The 20517-nt window shown below is 67.8% G+C and carries 15 protein-coding genes; 12 read left to right on the top strand and 3 right to left on the bottom strand.

The genetic code is table 11. The features are described 5' to 3' along the window. Positions 1-19 precede the first annotated feature (19 nt). The 11 genes from fliM (at position 20) to pyk (ending at position 15991) form a co-directional block, all read left to right on the top strand. On the top strand, positions 20-1144 hold the full coding sequence (fliM, locus tag OVA11_RS13440; protein WP_012640397.1) for a flagellar motor switch protein FliM: 1125 nt from the start codon (positions 20-22) through the stop codon (positions 1142-1144). Then, complete coding sequence (locus OVA11_RS13435; RefSeq protein WP_268067832.1) at positions 1141-1725, top strand: DUF6468 domain-containing protein; 585 nt, start codon at positions 1141-1143, stop codon at positions 1723-1725. The genes fliM and OVA11_RS13435 overlap by 4 nt, the downstream gene beginning before the upstream one ends. Then, entirely contained in the window at positions 1722-2516 is a 795-nt protein-coding gene (locus OVA11_RS13430) for a MotE family protein (RefSeq protein WP_268067831.1), read from the top strand. The genes OVA11_RS13435 and OVA11_RS13430 overlap by 4 nt, the downstream gene beginning before the upstream one ends. 9 nt (positions 2517-2525) lie before the next feature. Beyond that, positions 2526-5402 carry a tetratricopeptide repeat protein gene (locus OVA11_RS13425; RefSeq protein WP_268067830.1) on the top strand — a complete coding sequence of 959 codons (2877 nt, stop codon included), beginning with the start codon at positions 2526-2528 and terminating at the stop codon, positions 5400-5402. A 281-nt stretch (positions 5403-5683) separates the two neighbouring features. After that, a complete protein-coding gene (gene zwf / locus OVA11_RS13420; RefSeq protein WP_268067829.1) occupies positions 5684-7147 on the top strand; it encodes a glucose-6-phosphate dehydrogenase in 1464 nt (487 codons plus the stop codon). Between the two features lie 2 nt (positions 7148-7149). Continuing rightward, entirely contained in the window at positions 7150-7848 is a 699-nt protein-coding gene (pgl, locus tag OVA11_RS13415; protein WP_268067828.1) for a 6-phosphogluconolactonase, read from the top strand. Between the two features lie 6 nt (positions 7849-7854). Then, the gene (edd, locus tag OVA11_RS13410; RefSeq protein ID WP_268067827.1) at positions 7855-9663 is read left to right on the top strand and encodes a phosphogluconate dehydratase; all 1809 of its coding nucleotides are present in this window, start codon (positions 7855-7857) and stop codon (positions 9661-9663) included. Positions 9664-9677: 14 nt separating this feature from the next. Next, positions 9678-10673, top strand: a complete 996-nt coding sequence (glk, locus tag OVA11_RS13405) for a glucokinase (RefSeq protein ID WP_268067826.1) — start codon at positions 9678-9680, stop codon at positions 10671-10673. Positions 10674-10758: 85 nt separating this feature from the next. Continuing rightward, a complete protein-coding gene (locus OVA11_RS13400; RefSeq protein ID WP_268067825.1) occupies positions 10759-11778 on the top strand; it encodes a LacI family DNA-binding transcriptional regulator in 1020 nt (339 codons plus the stop codon). Positions 11779-12075: 297 nt separating this feature from the next. After that, positions 12076-14541, top strand: coding sequence for a glycoside hydrolase family 3 protein (locus OVA11_RS13395; protein ID WP_268067824.1), 2466 nt, complete (start codon positions 12076-12078; stop codon positions 14539-14541). Between the two features lie 19 nt (positions 14542-14560). Then, a complete protein-coding gene (gene pyk / locus OVA11_RS13390) occupies positions 14561-15991 on the top strand; it encodes a pyruvate kinase (protein ID WP_268067823.1) in 1431 nt (476 codons plus the stop codon). Between the two features lie 63 nt (positions 15992-16054). On the opposite strand, the gene OVA11_RS13385 is transcribed toward pyk, so the two are convergent. After that, on the bottom strand, positions 16055-17188 hold the full coding sequence (locus OVA11_RS13385) for an acyl-CoA dehydrogenase family protein (RefSeq protein WP_268067822.1): 1134 nt from the start codon (positions 17186-17188) through the stop codon (positions 16055-16057). Between the two features lie 48 nt (positions 17189-17236). Further along, positions 17237-18442 (bottom strand): acyl-CoA dehydrogenase family protein, encoded by a 1206-nt coding sequence (locus OVA11_RS13380; RefSeq protein WP_268067821.1) that lies wholly within the window; start codon positions 18440-18442, stop codon positions 17237-17239. A gap of 174 nt (positions 18443-18616) precedes the next feature. Here OVA11_RS13380 and OVA11_RS13375 point away from each other — a divergent pair, with 174 nt between their 5' ends. Next, on the top strand, positions 18617-20278 hold the full coding sequence (locus tag OVA11_RS13375) for a bifunctional lysylphosphatidylglycerol flippase/synthetase MprF (protein ID WP_268067820.1): 1662 nt from the start codon (positions 18617-18619) through the stop codon (positions 20276-20278). On the opposite strand, the gene OVA11_RS13370 is transcribed toward OVA11_RS13375, so the two are convergent. Further along, a complete protein-coding gene (locus tag OVA11_RS13370; RefSeq protein WP_096033467.1) occupies positions 20275-20490 on the bottom strand; it encodes a hypothetical protein in 216 nt (71 codons plus the stop codon). The genes OVA11_RS13375 and OVA11_RS13370 overlap by 4 nt on opposite strands. Between the last annotated feature and the right edge of the window lie 27 nt (positions 20491-20517).

Below are 20517 nucleotides of genomic sequence, written 5' to 3'. Positions count from 1 at the left end.
GCGGGTTGAGCGAACGATCATGGCGGACGAACTCGACGATCAGGCGGCGATGGCCCAGTGGGCCTCGGAAAACCCTCCCGGAGGCGGAGAGGGCGTGAATGAGTTCGGCGATTTTTCCGGCGGCATGGGCGGCTGGGATGACGGCGGCGGCGACGGCGCCTCCGAGCGGATTCTGAACCAGGACGAGATCGACAGCCTGCTGGGCTTCGATCTCTCGGGCGACGGCTCCGACGACCGCACGGGCATCCGCGCCATCATCAACTCGGCGCTCGTCTCGTACGAGCGCCTGCCAATGCTGGAAATCGTCTTCGACCGCCTGGTGCGGTTGATGACCACCAGCTTGCGGAACTTCACCTCCGACAACGTCGAGGTCAGTCTCGACAACATCAGTTCGATCCGCTTCGGCGACTATCTGAACTCGATCCCGCTGCCGGCCATCCTGGCGGTGTTCCGGGCCGAGGAGCTCGACAACTACGGCCTGCTGACGGTCGACTCGAACCTGATCTATTCGATCGTCGACGTGCTCTTGGGCGGGCGTCGCGGCACGGCGGCGATGCGCATCGAAGGTCGGCCCTACACGACGATCGAGCGGGTGCTGGTCCAGCGGATGATCGAGGTCGTGCTGCACGACCTGAAGAGCGCGTTCGAGCCGCTGCATCCGGTCAGCTTCTCGCTGGATCGCCTGGAGACCAACCCGCGCTTCGCCGCCATCGCCCGTCCGGCTAACGCCGCCATCCTGGTGAAGCTGCGGATCGACATGGAGGATCGCGGCGGCCGTATCGAGCTCTTGCTGCCCTACGCGACGCTGGAGCCCATCCGGAAGATGCTGCTGCAGCAGTTCATGGGTGAGAAGTTCGGTCGCGACAACATCTGGGAAGGCCACTTGGCCACCGAGCTGTGGACCACGCAGATGGAGGTCCGCGCCGTTCTCGACGAGCAGCAGGTTCCGTTGTCGCGCGTGCTGAACATGCAGGTCGGCGACACTCTGATGCTGAACGCCACGCCCGACAGCCTGGTGGAGCTGCGCGCCGGCGCCATTCCGCTGACGCGCGGCCGCATGGGGCGCCGCAACCATTCGATCGCCGTCCGCGCCGAGGCCCCGCTGACGCCGGCGGCTAAGAAGGCCGTGCAGAAACTGAAATGAGCGTCGTCGCCCTGGCCATGAACGGGTTCCTGGCGGTGCTGCTGATCGCGGCGCTGATCTTCGGCTGGCGTCTGGAGCGCCGGCTGAAGGCGCTGCGCGACAGTCACGAAGGCTTCGCCAAGGCGGTCGCCGATCTCGACCAGGCCGCCGCGCGGGCCGAGCAGGGGCTCGCCGATCTCCGCGCGGCGACCGACGAGGCCGCTGAAACCCTGGCCGTCCGGATCGAGCGCGCCCAGGCCCTTGCAGCTCAGCTGGAAGATCGGGTCAACCGGCCTGCGCCGCCCAAGGCTCAGGCGGCGCCGGAGCGCGAGGCTCCGCCACCTCCGTCGCGTGCGATCGAGGCTCCGCCGGTCTCGCCCCTTGGCGAGCGTCGCCTTTCGGCGGCCGATTTCGAGCGCCTTCTCGAGCGCGAGGATCGGGTCGAGCGGGCCGCTCGCGGCGAACCGGCGCCTCGACCCGCGCCGCGTCCAAATCTGGGCCAAGAAACCCCGCGTTCACGGGCGCGGGTTGATGATGACCTGTTCGATGGGCCGGCTGATCCCCCGCGCCCGACCAGCAATCCACGAGTTCCTCGCCGATGAAGAACATTCCGCGCATCCTGCCCCTGATCGGTGTCGCCGCAGGCGGTGTGCTGGCCATCAACGCCCTGTCGGGCGCCAAGTCGCTGCCCGACCTGGTCAGCGGGGCCAAGGCCTTCGCCGAGGGCGCCGCCAAGCCTGAAGGTTCGGAAGGCGAGGGGGCTCCCTCGGCGGAGAGCGCAGGGCAGCCCGCCGCCGCCAAGGCGCCGCCGCCACGGGTCTGCGCCCCGTCAGCCGACGCCCTGGCGCGGGAGGCGGGCCTCTCGCCGGCTGAGCTGCGCGTCCTGCAAAGCCTGGGCGCGCGCCGCGGGCAACTGGACCAGCGCGAGCAGGACATCGATGTCCAACTACAGCTTCTGGCCGCCGCCGAGGCCAAGCTCGACGCCAAGATGAAGGCCCTGACGGGCCTGAAGGGCGATATCCAGGGGCTGCTGGGCCAGGTTGACGCCCAGAAGCAGGCCGAGGTCGACCGCTTGGTGGTGGTCTATCAGGGCATGAAGCCCAAGGACGCCGCAGCGCGGATGACGCTGCTGTCGGATGAGGTTCGCCTGCCGATCGCGGCCAAGATGAAGGAAAAGACCCTGGCGATGATCCTGGCCAACATGGCTCCGGGCGACGCCAAGATCCTGACCGAGCGCCTGGCTTCGCGCCTGGCCAACCCCGCTGTGGACAAGGGCAAGGCGGCGGTCGCAGAGAACGCCGCGCCGGGCGCTGCGCCCGGCCAGCGCGCCGCCGGTCCTCTGGCGGGCGCAGCGCCCGCCGCCGCCAGGCCGCCCGCCAACCAGGCCGGTTAAGGGAGGCCCATGACCCTTCGCCAGCTCCTGCGTTCCAGCGTCGCCGCCGCGTGCATCGCGGGCACGCTGGCGCCGACCGGCTACGCCGCGCCCCAGCCGATGGTGGCGCGCGGGGCGCTGGACGTGCGCGTCGCGCAGGCGGCGGAGTTCTCCCGGGTCGAGTTCCACTGGGCCGGCGGCGCGCGAATGACGCCGGTGCGGCAGGGTCAGACGCTGGTCCTGCGGTTCAGTCGTGACGCCAATCCCAATCTTTCCGCGCTGAAGATCGCGCCGCCGCGCTGGATCAAGTCGGCGGACGCCCGCCGCGTCAACGGCGTGCTGGAGATCGTTCTCACCCTGACCGATGACGCCGACGCCAAGCTGGGCACGGCGGACGGCGTCGACTTCGTCAATATCTACCCTAAGGCCGGCGCCATTGCGTCTGCGGCGGCGGCGGCCTCGCCGGCGACGGCGCCTGCGCCGGTCGGTCGTCCCAATCCCATGCCGCGCGATGGCGTGGTTCGCGCGGGGATCGATCGACGGGATGGGCAGGTCACCCTGTCGTTCGACTGGGCTGCGCCGGCGGGCGCGGCGGTCTTCCGGCGGGGCGAGGCGGTCTGGATCGTCTTCGACACCCCCGCGCGGCTCGATATCTCCAAGCTGCCGGGCACGACGCCGCGCTATTCCAAGCTGCAGGTCTATCGCGGGGCGGACTACGTGGCGCTGCGCGTCGTCGCACCGCCCGGCGAGCCCTATGTGGCGGTCGGTTCGGGGCCGTCCTGGCGCGTCAGCTTCGGCGCAGGGCCGCAGCAGAGCCCGGACATCATCCAGGTCACCCGCGCCGAGCAGTCACCTTCGGCCGCACTGTCCGCAGCCGTTGCCGGCGTCACGCGGGCGATCTGGGTCGATGATCCGGCCGTTGGCGATCGCATCATCGTCGCGCCGGCCCTGGCCCCGGCCAAGGGGCTGCCGTCGCGGCGCGAGTATGTCGAGTTCGCGCTGCTGCAGTCGGCTCAAGGTCTGGCCGCCGAGGCCTACGCCGCCGACCTGATGGTCCAGGCGCAAGCCGATCAGGTGCGCATCGGCCGCCCCAAGGGCCTGGCCCTGTCGCCGGCCTCGGCCGCCGCCCCGCCGGAAGAAGCCACCGCCGGCGCGCCGCAGCCGCTGTCGATGCCCGCCCTGATCGATCTGGAGGCCTGGCCCAAGACGGGCTCTGGCGGGTTCCTGGCGCGCTACAACGCGCTGCAGGGCGCGGTGTCGGCCGCGAGCGAGGATGAGGCCGATATCGCCGCACGCCTGGCCCTGGCGCGGTTCCTGGTTGGCTCCCAGATGTCGTTCGAGGCCATTGGGGTTCTCAATGCGGGCGCCCGCAAGCACCAGACGCTGATGGGCAACCCCGAGTTCCGCGGCCTGCGCGGCGTGGCGCGGGTGCTGGCCGGGCGTCTTTCGGAAGCCGACGCGGACTTCTCGTCGCCCGTGCTGGCTGATGAGCCCTCAAGCGCGCTGTGGCGCGGCTATATCTCCGCCAGGAACGGTCAATGGCTCGATGCGCGAACCCAGTTCGCCAACGGGACCCGGGCGCTGGATCTGTTCCCGCCGATCTGGCGTGCGCGCTTCCTCAAAGCCCAGGCCGACGCCGCCCTAGGCGTGGGGGACCTGCCAGGCGCCATGCAGGCCGTGACGAAGGCTCTGGCCCAACCCAAGATTCCCGTCGAGGACCAGCTGGATATTCGCCTGGTCCAGGCGCGCATTTTCGAGGCCAAGGGTGAGAAGGCGCGCGCGCAGCGCATGTACACCGCCATTGCTGCGGCGCCCATCGATCGGATCGCCGCGCCCGCCACGCTGCGCGCGACCCAGCTGCAGTATGCGCGTGGCCAGATCAACGCGACCAAGGCCGCCGAGACGCTGAACCAGTTGCGCTATCGCTGGCGTGGTGATGGCGTGGAGCTGGAGGTTATCCGCGCGCTCGGCAAGCTCTACATCGACCAGGGTCGGTACCGCGAGGCGCTGGAGGTTCTGCGATCCGCCGGACGTCGCCTCTCGGATCGTCCCGAGGCCGTCGCGTTGCAGAACGACCTCTCCGAAGCTTTCCGTCAGCTGTTCCTGCAAGGCTTGGCCGACGGCATGCAGCCGATCCAGGCGGTCGGCCTGTTCTACGACTTCCAGGATCTGACGCCGATCGGCGCTGACGGCGATCAGATGGTCCGCAATCTGGTTCGCCGCCTGGTCGACGTCGACCTGCTCGGCGATGCGGCCAAGCTGTTGAAGTATCAGGTCGAGAACCGTCTCAACGGCGTTCCCAAGGCCCAGGTCGCGACCGATCTGGCCTGGATCTACCTGATGGATAAGAAGCCCGAGGACGCGCTGAACACCATCAACGCGACCCGCACGACGATCCTGCCGCCCGCCCTGAACGCCGAGCGTCGTCTGGCTACCGCCCGCGCCCTGATGGGTCTGGGACGCTATGACGCGGCGCTGGATCTGGTCGAAACCGACACCAGCCGTGACGGGCAGGAGATCCGGGGCGAGATCGCTTGGAAGCAACGCGCCTGGCCAGCCGCCGGCGCGCTCTATGAGCGTTCCCTGGGCGACCGATTCAGGACGGGCGGGGCGCTCAGCGCGGCCGAGGAGGCGAGGTTGCTGCGCGCCTCTGTGGCCTACAGTCTCGCCGATGACGACGCGGCGCTCGGTCGCCTGCGCGCCCGCTGGTCCGGCTTCATCGACACCGCCAGCAACCCTGAAGGCCTTCGCGTGGCGCTGCAGGGCATGTCGATGGGCGCGGTGTCCGCGTCCGATTTTGGACGGGTTTCCGCCGACAACGAGGCCTTCAATGGCTGGATCGGTCGCCTCAAGGAACGTTTCCGGACAGGACAACCGGCCGGGTCACCCGCCCGCGCGGGCGGCTAGCGCTCGCGGCGGTGATCGCAGGCTCGCGCGCGTGGGAAGAGTGGCAGGGCAAGGTTCGCCTGAAAGCGCGCTCAAGAGGCGTTATGGAAGGCAGGGCGTTTCCGAATGGGCCCGGGAATCCGTCAAACATTCCCCATGAAACCGGATTGGTCTTATGGCGGGCGCCAGGCGTTTGGCCTAGTTAGAGCCCCGCCGCGCGCCGATCCGAGGGCGGCGAAGCGCGGCCGCTTGCCTTTCCCGCGCAGGCATGTCATGACAACGTTGTCATAGGGTGGACGACATTGGCTAAGAACAACGACGTCGGCGAGAACGGCCGCGAAGTCTTGGTGCTGCTGGGCGGAGCGGGCGATTTGGCCCTCCGGATGCTGCTGCCTTCTCTGTATTTCCTGGAACTCGACCGACTGCTGCCGCACGATTTGCGGATCATTGCCGTCGCCCGGGCCGACCATGACGCGGCCAGCTACAAGGCGCTGGTCCGCGAGCAACTGGGCAAGCGCGCGACAGTGGAGGAGGCGGTCTGGAATCGCCTCGCTGCACGCCTCGACTACGTGCCTGCGAACATCACGAGTGAGGAAGACACCAAGAAGCTCGCCGAACGGATCGGCGCGCATGGCGCGCTAGTCATCTTCTTCTCGCTGTCGCCCAGCCTCTACGGCCCGGCTTGCCAGGCTTTGCAGGTGGCCGGCCTGACGGGCCCCAGCACGCGCCTGATTCTCGAGAAGCCGCTCGGTCGTGACCTGGAAAGCTCCAAGGCCACCAATGCCGCCGTCGCCGCTGTGGTCGATGAGAGCCAAGTGTTCCGCATCGACCACTATCTGGGCAAGGAAACCGTCCAGAACCTTACGGCCCTGCGCTTCGCCAATGTGCTGTTCGAGCCTCTGTGGGATCGCAACACGATCGACCACGTGCAGATCACCATCGCCGAGACCGAGAAGGTCGGCGACCGCTGGCCCTATTACGACGAATACGGGGCGCTGCGGGACATGGTGCAGAACCATATGCTGCAACTGCTGTGCCTGGTCGCCATGGAAGCGCCCTCGGGCTTCGATCCCGATGCGGTGCGCGACGAGAAGGTCAAGGTGCTGCGCTCCCTGAGGCCCTTCACCAAGGAGACCGTGGCCCACGACACCGTGCGTGGCCAGTACGTCGCCGGTGTGGTCGAGGGCGGCGCCCGGGCGAGCTATGTCGACGAGGTCGGCAAACCGAGCAAGACCGAGACCTTCGTGGCCATGAAGGTGGCGATCGACAACTGGCGTTGGGACGGCGTGCCGTTCTTCCTGCGCACCGGCAAGAACCTGCCGGACCGCCGCACCCAGATCGTCGTGCAGTTCAAGCCTTTGCCGCACAACATCTTCGGTCCGGCGACCGACGGCGAGTTGTGCGCCAACCGCCTGGTCATCGACCTGCAGCCGGATGAAGACATCTCGCTGACGATCATGAACAAGCGTCCGGGCCTCTCGGACGAGGGCATGCGACTGCAGTCGCTGCCGCTATCGCTGTCGTTTGGCCAGACCGGCGGGCGTCGTCGCATCGCCTACGAAAAGCTGTTCGTCGACGCCTTCCGCGGCGACCGTACGCTGTTCGTGCGTCGCGATGAGGTCGAGCAGGCCTGGCGTTTCATCGACGGCGTCTCGGCGGCCTGGGAAGAGGCCAATATCGAACCGGCGCACTATGCGGCGGGCACTTGGGGACCGCAGTCGGCCCAGGGCCTGATCTCGCCCGGCGGCCGAGCCTGGAAGGCCTGAGCATGCCCTTCACGCCTATAAAGCTCGAAGTATTTGGGTCGCGCGAGGACCTCTATGACGCGGCCGCTTCGGTTCTGGTCGGCGCTTTGACGACGGCGGTCGCTCGTCACGGCCGGGTCGGCTTCGCCGCCACCGGCGGCACGACGCCGGCGCCGGTCTATGACCGCATGGCGACCATGACCGCCCCCTGGGACAAGGTCACGGTCACGCTCACCGACGAGCGCTTTGTTCCCGCTACCGACGCCAGCAGCAATGAGGGTCTGGTGCGCCGCCACCTGCTCGTGGGCGAGGCGGCTAAGGCCTCGTTCGCGCCGCTGTTCTTCGACGGCGTGAGCCACGAGGAGAGCGCGCGCAAGGCCGAGGCGGGCGTCAATGCCGCCACCCCGTTCGGCGTCGTTCTCCTGGGCGTGGGGCCGGATGGGCATTTCGCTTCGCTGTTTCCGGGCAATCCGATGCTGGATCAGGGTCTGGACCTGGCCACCGACCGTTCGGTGCTGGCCGTGCCGCCCAGCGATCCCGCGCCGGACCTCCCACGCCTGAGCTTGACCCTGGCCGCCCTGACCCGCACCGATCTGATCGTGCTGCTGGTCACCGGCGCGGCCAAGAAAGCCTTGTTGGATGGCGACGTTGATCCGGCCCTGCCGGTCGCCGCCATTCTGAAACAGGACCGCGCCAAGGTCCGCATCCTCTGGGCGGAGTAGATCGCCATGAGCCTCAATCCCGTCATCGCCGACGTCACCGCCCGGATCGTGGCGCGCAGCCGTGATAGCCGCGCGGCCTATCTCGCCAACATGGAGCAGGCGATCGCCAATCAGCCGGGGCGCGCCAAGCTGTCCTGCGCCAACTGGGCCCACGCCTTCGCCGCCTCGCCGGGCGTTGACAAGCTGCGCGCCCTGGATCCGAACGCGCCGAACATCGGCATCGTCTCGGCCTATAACGACATGCTCTCGGCCCACCAGCCGCTGGAAGCCTATCCGGCGCTGATCAAGGACGCGGCGCGTGAAGTGGGCGCGACCGCCCAGTTCGCCGGCGGGGTGCCGGCCATGTGCGACGGTGTCACCCAGGGCCGTCCCGGCATGGAGCTGTCGCTGTTCTCGCGCGACGTGATCGCCATGGCCACCGCCGTGGCCCTGACCCATGACGCCTTCGACTCGGCGCTGTATCTGGGCGTCTGCGACAAGATCGTGCCGGGCTTGGTGATCGGCGCCATGACCTTCAGCCATCTGCCCGCTCTGTTCGTGCCCGCCGGCCCGATGACCTCGGGCCTGCCCAACAGCGAGAAGGCCCGCATCCGCGCGCTCTACGCCGAGGGCAAGGTTGGTCGTGAGGAACTGCTGGCGGCCGAGAGCGCCAGCTATCACGGCCCAGGCACCTGCACCTTCTACGGCACGGCCAACACCAACCAGATGCTGATGGAGCTGATGGGCTTCCATCTGCCCGGCTCGGCCTTCGTCCACCCCAACACGCCGCTGCGCGAGGCGCTGGTCAAGGAATCCGCCCGCCGCGTGGCTGCGGTGACCAACAAGGGCAATGAATTCATCCCAGTCGGCCGGATGATCGACGAGAAGTCGTTCGTCAACGGCGTGGTCGGTCTGATGGCCACGGGCGGCTCGACCAACCTGGCGCTGCACATCATCGCCATGGCCGCCGCTGGGGGCGTGCAACTGACCCTGGAAGATCTGGACGACATCTCGCGGGCCACGCCGCTTCTGGCGCGCGTCTATCCGAACGGTTCGGCCGACGTGAACCACTTCCAGGCCGCCGGCGGCATGGCCTTCGTGATCCGCGAGCTGCTGAAGGCCGGCCTCGTCCACGAGGATGTTCAGACCATCGCCGGCGCGGGCCTTTCGCTTTACGCCCAGGAGCCTGTTCTCGAGGACGGCGTGCTGACCTGGCGCGACGGGGCCCATGAAAGCCTGGACACCGCCATTGTCCGCCCGGTCTCCGATCCCTTCAGTAAGGAAGGCGGTCTTCGCCTGATGGCCGGCAATCTGGGCCGTGGCGTGATGAAGATCTCGGCCGTCAAGCCCGAACACCATGTGATCGAAGCGCCCTGCGCGGTGTTCCAGGAACAGGAAGACTTCATCGCCGCCTTCAAGCGCGGCGAGCTGGACCGCGATGTGGTGGTCGTCGTCCGCTTCCAGGGACCGTCGGCCAACGGTATGCCCGAGCTGCACAATCTATCGCCTTCGATCTCGGTGCTGCTGGATCGCGGCCACAAGGTCGCCCTGGTGACCGACGGGCGCATGTCGGGCGCCTCTGGCAAGACGCCCGCCGCCATCCATGTGACGCCCGAAGCGGCCAAGGGCGGACCTTTGGCCTACGTCCAGGACGGCGATGTGATCCGCGTCAACGCAGAGACCGGCGAACTGAAGATCATGGTGGACGAGGCGACCTTGCTCGCTCGCACGCCGGCGAACGTCCCGGCGTCCAAGCCGGGCTTTGGTAGGGAACTGTTTGGATGGATGCGGTCGGGGGTCGGCGCGGCCGACGCCGGCGCCTCCGTCTTTGCTTGAGGAAGCGCTACGTCATGGACGGCAATCACAGCGGCGGGCTTGGCCTCGTCGGCGACATCGGCGGTACGAACGCCCGCTTCGCCCTGGTCGAGTTCGACGGTCAGGACCCGCGCCTGATCGAGCCGACGGCCTTCAAGGGCGAGGACTACGGCACGGCCGAGGACGCCATCGAGGAGTATCTCCGCAAGGTCGGTGTCAAGCATCCTGATCAGGCGGTCGTCGCTGTGGCCGGGCCGATCGACCACGGCCAGGTTCATATGACCAATCTGGACTGGCGGATCTCCGAGGACGGCCTGCGCCGCGCAGGCGGTTTTCGGAACGCCAAGCTGATCAACGACTTCACCGCCCAGGCGCTGGCCGCGCCGCGCGTTGGTCCCAAGGACCTGCGTCAGATCGGTGAACTGCCGACCTCGGGGGAGGGCGATCTGGCGATCCTGGGTCCGGGCACGGGCTTTGGCGTCGCAGGCCTTGTCCGTCGCCATGGCCAGGAGATCCCGCTGGCCACCGAGGGTGGTCACGTCGCCTTCGCGCCGGTCGATGACGTCGAGATCGAGGTGCTCCGCGCCCTGACCCGGCGCCTGGACGGCGGTCGGGTGTCGGTCGAGCGGATCCTGTCTGGTCCCGGCATGGAGGACCTCCATGTGGATCTGGCGGCCGCTGAAGGACGCATTGTCGAGGCGCTGACCGCCAAGCAGATCACCGAGCGGGCCGTAGAGGGCTGCGCCGACAGCCTGGCGACGGTTAACCGTTTCTGCGCGATCCTGGGCTCAACGGCGGGCGACATCGCTCTGACCTTGGGCGCGCGCGGCGGTGTTTTCATCGCCGGCGGCATCGCGCCGCGGATCATCGACATCCTGGAGAAGAGCCCGTTCCGCGAGCGCTTCGACAGCAAGGGGCGTCTGTCCGGCTTCACCCGTTCGATCCCGACGCACGTGATCCTGCATCCGCACACCGCCCTGATCGGTGCGGCGGTGGCGCTCACGCCGGAGGGCCGCGCGGCGGTGTCGTAGTCATTTTCTTGGGGCTCGCCATGACAGCCTTGTCATGGCTAAGTACGCGCCGAACCGAGCGAATCGGACCGGCGAGGGACGGAAATTGAGCGCCAAAGTCACGATCCACGACGTGGCCCGCGAGAGCGGAGTCTCGATCAAGACCGTCTCGCGTGTCCTGAATCGCGAGCCCAACGTCAAGGCTGACACCCGTGATCGCGTGCAGGCCGCGGTGGCCGCGCTGCACTATCGCCCCAATATCTCTGCCCGTAGCCTGGCGGGGGCGAAAGCCTATCTGATCGGCGTTTTCTTCGACAACCCCAGCCCCGGCTACGTCACCGATGTGCAGCTCGGCGCCATCGCCCGTTGCCGGCAGGAAGGGTTCCATCTGATCGTCGAGCCGATCGACTCGACCGCCGATGTCGAGGATCAGGTCGCACCGATGCTGGCGACGCTGCGCATGGACGGCGTGATCCTGACACCGCCGCTCAGCGATCATCCGGTCGTTCTGGCGGCGCTTGAGCGGGAAGGGGTGGCCTATGTCCGCATCGCGCCAGGCGACGATTTCGACCGTGCGCCGTGGGTCAGCATGGATGATCGGCTGGCCGCCTACGAGATGACCAAGCATCTGGTCGGCCTGGGCCACAAGGACATCGCCTTCATTATAGGGCACCCCGACCACGGCGCTTCGCACCGGCGTCATCAGGGGTTCCTGGATGCGATGCGCGACAGCGGCCTGCGTGTTCGTGATGATCGTGTGGCGCAGGGCTGGTTTTCGTTTCGCTCGGGCTTCGAGGCGGCCGAGAAGCTGCTGGGCGGCGCGGATCGACCGACGGCGATTTTCGCCTCGAACGATGACATGGCGCTGGGCGTCATGGCGGTCGCCAATCGCTTGCGGCTTGACGTTCCCACCCAACTGTCAGTCGCCGGCTTCGACGACACGCCGGGGGCGAAGATCACCTGGCCTCAGCTCACCACGGTTCGCCAACCGATCCACGCCATGGCTGGAGCGGCCGCAGACATGCTGATGCAAGGCGTCGAGCGGGAGGAGGGCGCGCCCCCGCCATCGCGGCTCCTGGACTTCGAACTCGTCATGCGGGAGTCCACCGGACCAGCGTCGCACTGACGAGCGCGCGATTGGTAAGGTGGTACCGCAATCATATTCCCCTTGACAGCGCTGTCCAATCCACGTGAGATCGCATTGATCAAGACAGTCGCCACGAAAAGGCGGCGTCAGGAGGAAACGCCATGACCTCGCCTGGCCAGTCCAGCGGCTGTCGCGCCCTGTGCGCACGATCACTCCCCTCCAAGCGGACCTGAAGCCGCTTCTCTTCGCTCGGCGCGGACACTTCGCAAGCGCCGCGCCGAGCGCCTTTCCTTTAAACACCGCTCCGCCCGACGGACGCCCCTTCAAGGATCGCCCATGCTGCCGCGCCGTTTCGCCTTCGCTTCCGCCCTGGCCCTGACGATCGCCTGTGGATCGGCCGGCGTGGTCCTGGCCCAGACGCCGCCGAACGCCACTGCAAACCCCGCTGTGTGGCCGAAGTCCGCCAGTCCAGCGGCGATCACCGACGCCAAGACCGAGGCCTTTATCACCCAGCTGATGAGCCGGATGACCGTCGAGGAGAAGGTCGCCCAGACCATCCAGGCCGACGGCGCGTCGATCACGCCCGAGGAGCTGAAGAAGTACCGGTTGGGGTCGGTGCTGGTCGGCGGCAACTCAGCGCCGGACGGCAATGATCGCGCCAGCCCGCAGCGCTGGATCGAATGGATCCGCGCCTTCCGCGCCGCTGCGCTGGACAAGCGCGGCGACCGGCAGGAAATCCCGATCATCTTCGGCGTCGACGCCGTGCACGGTCACAACAACGTCGTGGGCGCTACGATCTTCCCGCACAATGTCGGCCTGGGCGCTGCCCACGACCCCGACCTGATCCGTCGTATCGGCGAGGTCACCGCCAAGGAAATGGCCGCCACCGGCGCGGACTGGACCTTTGGTCCGACGGTCGCCGTGCCCCGCGATTCACGCTGGGGTCGCGCCTATGAGGGCTATGGCGAGGATCCGGAGATCGTGAAGGCCTATTCAGGCCCGATGACCCTGGGGCTGCAGGGGGCGCTGGAAGCCAGCAAGCCGCTGGCGGCCGGCCGCGTGGCGGGCTCGGCCAAGCACTTCCTCGCCGATGGCGGCACCGAGAATGGCCGTGACCAGGGCGACGCGAAGATCTCCGAGGCCGATCTGGTGCGTCTGCACAACGCCGGCTACCCGCCCGCGATCGAGGCCGGGATCCTGTCGGTGATGGTCTCGTTCTCCAGCTGGAACGGCGTCAAGCACACCGGCAACAAGAGTCTGCTGACCGACGTGCTGAAGGAGCGCATGGGCTTCGAGGGCTTCGTCGTCGGCGACTGGAACGCCCACGGCCAGGTCGAGGGCTGCAGCAACACCAGCTGCGCCCAGGCCTACAACGCCGGCATGGACATGATGATGGCTCCCGACAGCTGGAAGGGCCTCTATGACAACACCCTGGCGCAGGTGAAGGCCGGGCAGATCCCCATGGCGCGCATCGACGACGCTGTTCGCCGCATCCTGCGGGTCAAGGTCAAGGCCGGCCTGTTCGCGGACAAGCGGCCTTTGGAGGGCAAGCTGGAGCTCCTCGGCGCGCCCGAGCACCGGGCCGTGGCGCGCGAGGCGGTGCGCAAGTCGCTGGTGCTGCTGAAGAACGAAGGCGTGCTGCCGCTGAAGAGCTCGGCTCGTGTGCTGGTCGCCGGGGACGGCGCCGACGACATCGGCAAGGCCTCGGGCGGGTGGACCCTGACCTGGCAGGGCACCGGCAACAAGAACAGCGACTTCCCGCATGGCCAGTCGATCTATGCAGGCGTCGCAGAGGCCGTGAAAGCCGGCGGCGGCAGCGCGGAATTGTCGGTTTCGGGCGATTTCAAGCAGAAGCCGGACGTGGCGATCGTCGTGTTCGGCGAGAACCCCTACGCCGAGTTCCAGGGCGATATCACCAGCATCGAGTATCAGGCTGGCGACAAGCGTGACCTCGCGCTGCTGAAGAAGCTCAAGGCTGCGGGCATTCCGGTGGTGTCGGTGTTCTTGAGCGGCCGGCCCCTGTGGACCAACCCCGAACTCAACGCGTCCGACGCCTTTGTCGCGGCGTGGCTGCCGGGCTCTGAGGGCGGCGGCGTGGCCGACGTTCTGGTCGGCGACAAGGCGGGCAAGCCTCGTCACGACTTCCAGGGCAAGCTGTCCTTCTCCTGGCCCAAGCGCGCCGACCAGGAGCCGATCAATATCGGCGACCCGGGCTATGACCCGCTCTTCGCCTATGGCTATGGCCTGAGCTACGCCAAGCCCGGCAAGGTGGCCAAGCTGTCGGAAGACCCAGGCGTCGCGTCCGCCGCCGCCAATGTCGATCGCTACTTCGTCGACGGCCGCACGCCTCCGCCCTGGATGATGAACGCCTCCGGCGCGGCGTCGCTCAAGACGGTGGACGCCGGCGCGCAGGAAAACGCCCGTCAGGCCATCTGGAGCGGCGAAGGGCTGGGCGTGGTCGGGGTCATGGGATCGCCGGTCGATCTTTCGCGGCAGACCACCGGTGATATGGCCGTAATGCTGCGATACCGCGTCGAAGCCGCCCCGACGAAACCGGTGTCAATGAGCGTAACCTGTGGCGAATCCTGTCGCGCAACGGTAGACGTAACGTCAACCTTGTCAGGTGCGAAAACGGGCGAATGGCGTACGGCGAAGATCAAACTTTCCTGCTTCCTCGCCAAAGGCGCGGATATGACGCAAATTTCGTCTCCGTTTGCGCTGACGACCGCGGGGGCGCTGACGCTTTCGTTCACGGAAATCCGGCTCGCCTCGAACGAGGGCGACGCCACCTGTCCAAACTAATCCATGAAGGAGCGACGGCATGATCCGCGCCCGTCGCTCCCGCATCGTCGCCACCATCGGTCCGGCGTCGAGCTCTCCCGAGATGATCGTCACCCTGGCCAAGGCCGGGGCTGACGTCTTTCGCCTGAACTTCAGCCACGGGGCGCACGAGACCCACGCGGCCGTCTATGCGGCCATTCGCGAGGCGGAGAAGGTCGTCAATCGCCCGCTGGGCGTGCTGGCCGACCTGCAGGGACCCAAGCTGCGCGTCGGCAAGTTCGCCGATGGCCCGGTGATGCTGAAGGCCGGCCAGCCGTTCCGCTTCGACAACGACCCGACCCCGGGCGACGAAACGCGCGTGCATCTGCCGCATCCCGAGATCCTGACCGCCATGCGGCCGGGCGCGACCCTGCTGCTGGACGACGGCAAGCTGCGGATGACCGTGACGGATGCGGGCCCGGGCTACGCCAACACCAAGGTCGTGAACGGCGGCAAGCTGTCCGAACGCAAGGGCGTGGCGGTGCCGGACGTCGTCATCCCGATGTCGCCGCTGACCGCCAAGGATCGTGAGGACCTGGCCTTTGCGCTGCGCCTGGGCGTGGACTGGGTGGCGCTGTCGTTCGTGCAGGCCCCCGAGGACATGGCCGAGCTGCGCCGGATCGTCGAAGGCCGCGCCGCTGTGCTGGCCAAGATCGAGAAGCCGCAGGCGCTGAAGGTGCTGGGCCCGATTCTGGATCTCTGCGACGGCGTCATGGTGGCGCGCGGCGACCTCGGCGTCGAAATGGCGCCCGAGGAGGTGCCGGTCGCCCAGAAGGAAATCCTGCGTGCGGCGCGTGAGCGGGGCATTCCCGTGATCGTCGCCACCCAGATGCTGGAGTCGATGACCAGCTCGCCGACCCCCACACGGGCTGAGGCGTCGGACGTCGCCAACGCCGTCTATGAGGGCGCGGACGCGGTGATGCTATCGGCGGAGTCGGCGGCGGGGGACTATCCCGAAGAGTCGGTCTCGATGATGAACCGCATCATCGAACGCGTTGAGCGTGACCCGAAGTGGCCTGAGCTGATGTACGCCGAGCAGAGCCACGACGATGTGGACGCCGATGTTCTGGTGGTCGCCGCCGCCGGCGCGGCCAAGGCGGGGTCGACCAAGTGCCTCGTGGCGTTCACCACCACGGGCTCGACCGCGCGTCGCCTGTCGCGGGAGCGCCCCTTGCAGCCGGTGCTGGCCCTGTCGCCCGAGATCAGCGCCGTGCGTCGTATGTGCCTGGTCTGGGGTGTGGAGCCGCGCGTCAGCGCGCAGCCTGACAGCCTTGAGGTCGTCACGACGGACGCGTCGAGCAAGGCGCTGGAACTTGGGCTGGTAGCGCCCGGTGAGCGACTGCTGGTCGTCGCGGGCACACCCTTCGGGGCTCCGGGCGCAGCGAACCTTCTGCGTCTGGCGCATGCGCCCGCGCCGGCGCGCCGGCGCTAATTCTGTCGGGTTTAGACGGGGGCCGTTCGGATGACCGGCCCCCGTTTTTGATGAGAGGCGCGCTCAGAAGCCCATCAGGCGGGCGTAGCGGTCGCGGTGGAAGCTGGCCCCGCCGAACAGGGCCTCGGTGACGCGTGCGCGCTTCATGTAGAGACCGGCGTCGTGGGCGTCGGTCATGCCGATGCCGCCGTGCATCTGCACCATCTCGTTCGACGCCAGGTGCACCAGCTCGCTGGCCTTGGCCTTGGCAAGAGAGGCCAGCGCGCGGCTGTCGGCGCCGGCGTCCAGCGCCTCGAGCGCGGCTTCGACGCACGAGCGGGTGGTCTCCAGGTCGGTGAACCACTTGGCCGCGCGGTGCTGCAGGGCCTGGAACGTGCCGATGACCTGGCCGAACTGGGTGCGGGTCTTCAAGTAATCCAGGGTGATGTCGAAGGCGGCGCTGGCGCTGCCCAGCATCTCGGCGGCGAGGCCCGCATAGGCGCGGTCCAGGGTCGGCTCCAGGATGGCCCAGCCCTTGTCGGCCTCGCCCAGCACCGCGTCCGCGCTGACCTCGACGCCGTCAAAGGCGATCTTGGCCGCGCCGCGCGAGTCGATCAGCGACAGGTGCGAGCGGGTCACGCCGGCCGCATCGCCCGCGACGAGGAACAGGGTCAGGCCGGCGGTGTCGCCCGGCTGGCCGCTGGTGCGGGCCGCCACGATCAGCAGGTCGGCGGCCTCACCGTCCAGCACCAGGGTCTTGGTCCCGTTCAGCACATAGCCGGCGCCGCTCTTGGTTGCCGAAAGGGCGCTGCGGGCAGGGGCGTGGTGAGCGCCTTCGTCGATCGCCAGCGTCGCCACGGCCTCGCCGGTGGCGATCCTGGGCAGCCACGCCTGCTTTTGAGCGTCCGAGCCGCCCAGCTGCAGCGCCGAGGCGGCGATCATGGCGGTGGAGAGGAGCGGGGAGGCGGCCAGGGTGCGGCCGGTCTCCTCCAGGATCAGGCCCAGGCCCAGATAGCCGAAGGCCGAGCCGTCATAGGCCTCGGGTACGATCACGCCGGCCCAGCCCATCTGGCCCATCTCGGCCCAGGCGGCGGGGTCGAAGGTCTGCTTGCTCTTGCTGTCGCGCAGCCTGCGCAGGGCGCCGACGGGCGCGCTTTCGCTGGCCCAGCCCTTGGCGGCGTCGCGCAGCATCGTCTGTTCTTCGGTCAGGACGGCCATGTTCAGGCTCCTTGAAAAGTCTTGGTCTTGGCGGCGGGTTGGAGGGAACTACTGGTGGTCCAGCAGACCCAGGACCCGCTTGGCGATGACGTTGAGGTTCACCTCGCTGGTGCCGCCCTCGATCGAGTTGCCCTTGGCGCGCAGCATGGCGCGCGGCGCGGCCAGCTCCTCGGCGCTGAAGTCTTCGCCCGACCAGCCCAGGCCCTGAAGTCCCAGGGCCTCGACCAGCAGCTCGGTGCGCTCCTGGTTCATCTTGGCGGCGGCGTACTTGATGATCGAGACGGCGGCGCTGGGGCCCGAGCCCTGCTTGGACTCCGCCTCGGCGCGGCGCACGGTCAGCATGAAGGCGTGGGCGTCCATCGAGTGAGCCGCCAGTCGCGCACGGAAATCGCCGTCGGCGATCCGGCCCTCGCTGTCGACGCCGAGCTCCTTCTTGGCCGCTTCGACAACCGACAAGCCGCCGCCGCCGCCAAAGCCCGAGGCGCTGATGTTTTGGCGCTCGTATTGCAGCAGGCGCTTGGCGATGTCCCAGCCGCCGTTCAGCTTGCCGACCAGCTGTTCCGTGGGGACCTTCACATTGTCGAAGAAGGTCTCGCAGAAGGGCGAGGAGCCGCTGATCAGCTTGATCGGACGGGCCTCGACGCCGGGCGAGGTCATGTCGAACAGCACGAACGAGATGCCCTCGTGCTTCTTGCTGGTGTCGGTGCGCACCAGGCAGAAGATCCAGTCGGCCTGGTCGGCGTAGCTGGTCCAGACCTTTTGGCCGTTGATCAGGTAGTGGTCGCCCTGATCCTCGCACTTGGTCTGCAGCGAGGCCAAGTCCGAACCCGCGCCGGGCTCGCTATAGCCCTGGCACCAGCGGGTTTCGCCGCGCACGATCGCGGGCAGGAAGCGCTGCTTCTGTTCCTCGGTGGCGTATTCCAGCAGTACCGGACCCAGCATCCAGACGCCGAAGCTCATCAGGGCCGGGCGAGCCTTGAGGCGACGCAGTTCCTGTTCCAGCACCTTGTTCTGAGCCTTGGACAGGCCGCCGCCGCCGTACTCCTTGGGCCACATCGGGGCGGTCCAGCCGCGTTCGGCCATGCGGTCGAGCCACAGCTTGGCGTCGGGGTTCTTCCACACCATCTTGCGGCCGCCCCACGGGGCCTCGTCCTCGCCCATCGGCGCGTTCAGGGACTTTGGATAGTTGGCTTCGAGCCAGGCGCGGGTGTCGGCGCGGAAGGCGTCGAGATCGGTTCCCCCGAAATCGGCCATGGTCTCATCTCCCTAAGCAGACCGGTGTTTGGTCGACACACTACCCCTCGCGACGGCGGCGGCAAGCTGATTCAAACAATTGTTCGCATCTTGGCGCGGGACCACGCCGGGCATTACGCGATATAGAACCACCTGCTCCTGGATCCCTCGGGGATTCGCGATTTCGGGATCTGGATGTCCTCGACAGTTTTCAGGCCCGCGGCCCATGCGATCGCCCCCACCGTGGCGGCGATCCTGGCTGCGTCGGCGGGTGTCATGCTGTTGGCCTCCGGGGCGACGCCGTCCGAGCCGACCCGCTTCCTGCTGCTGCTCGCCTTCGCGCCGGACCTGCTGATCGAGATCAGCCACTTCTTCTCCTCAATTTTGGGTCTCGTGCTGCTGCTGCTGGCCTTTGGCCTGCGTGCGCGGCTCGGCGCGGCCTGGTGGGCCGCTCTGATCGTGCTGGGGGCCTCGGCCGTTCTCGCCATTTTCAAAGGCCTGAACTGGGAAGAGACCGCCATGCTGCTGGTCTGCTTCTTCGTGATCCTGCCGTTCCACGACGCGTTTCCCCGGAAGGCCGCGCTCACCAAGATGGAGATCACGCCGGGGTGGCTGCTCTCAGCGGCTGCGGCCATCGTCGGAGCGTCGGTCCTGGGCTGGTGGTCGTTCAACCACACAGAGTTCGCCGACAAGTCCTGGATCAGGATCCTGCAGGATCACGACGAGGCGGCCCGGGCCATCCGCTCGTCGGTCGCCGCGGCTATTGTCTTGCTGGCCGTCGGCGTCTGGCGCCTGATTGCGACGGCTGCGACCCCGCCGGTGGTCGACGACACTGACCCTGAGTTTGATCGGGTGCGCGCCATTCTCGCCAAGGCCGAAGGGGCCGAGCCCAGCGCCAACCTCGCGCTGCTGGGCGACAAGCGGTTTCTGTTCTCGGCGTCAGGCGAGACCTTCCTGATGTTCGGGGTCCGCGGCCGGTCGTGGATCGCGCTCGGTCCGCCCGTCGGCAAGCGCGAAGAGCGCATGGAGCTGTTCTGGCGCTTCCGCGAACTGGCCGACGCCCACGCCGCGCGTGCGGGCTTCTATGGTCTCGGACCCGACGATCTTCCCGACACAGTGGATCTGGGTCTGGCCATCCAGAAGACCGGGGAGAGCGCGGCGGTGCCGCTTGAGGCGTTCAGTCTGGTTGGGCGGCGTCGCGAGGTGCTGCGCCGGAACTGGCGCAAGGCCGGCGAAGGCGGCGCGGCGTTCGAGGTCCTGCCTGTGGGCGCGGCGCCGGCCATGATGGACGAGCTGAAGTCCATCTCGGACTCCTGGCTCTCGCATCACGCGGGCGGCGAAAAGAGCTTCTCGATGGGGGGCTTTGACCCACGCTATGTGGCCGAGTTCCCCGTCGCGGTTGTTCGCAGCGAAGGCAAGATCGTCGCCTTCGCCACGCTGTGGACGACGGCCGCCAAGACGGCGTTCTCCATGGACCTGATGCGCTACTCTGACGAAGCGCCCAAGAACGTCATGGACTATCTGTTCGTCGAGCTGCTGCAGTGGGGCAAGGACGAGGGGTACAGCGCCTTCGAGTTCGGGGTCGCGCCGCTGGCGGGTCTGCAGGATCGCCCTCTGGCCCCGATCATGTCGCGCGTCGGCCGGCTGCTCTACGAGCGCGGCGAGGAGATCTATAACTTCCAGGGCGTGCGTCGCTACAAGGACAAGTACGACCCGGTCTGGCAGCCGCGCTACATTGCCGCGCCTCAGAAGTGGGCGATCCCGTTCCTGCTCGCCGATATCGGGCTGCTGTCGTCCGGTGGCGTCTCGGGCCTGGCGAAACGACCCAAGAAGCTCCCGGAGAAGGCCGCGACCTAGTAGCGCGTCTGGTTACCCGTCTGGACGCCGAGCAGGTTCACCAGATGCACCAGCATCAGCATAAGTCCGACCACGCAGATCATCATCATCGGCCGCCAAGGGATCAGCCGCGGACCCTTGAGAATATTGATCGGACGCGCGCCCAGCCAACCGAAGAGCACGGCGAGCATCAGGAACAGGATCGCGGCGGCGGCGGTGACGGGTAGGTCCATGCGCGCTTCTAGGCCTGCGACAATCCG

This window comes from Caulobacter sp. SL161 (assembly GCF_026672375.1).
GTDB lineage: Bacteria > Pseudomonadota > Alphaproteobacteria > Caulobacterales > Caulobacteraceae > Caulobacter.
This window is presented reverse-complemented; position numbering and strand designations above follow the sequence as displayed.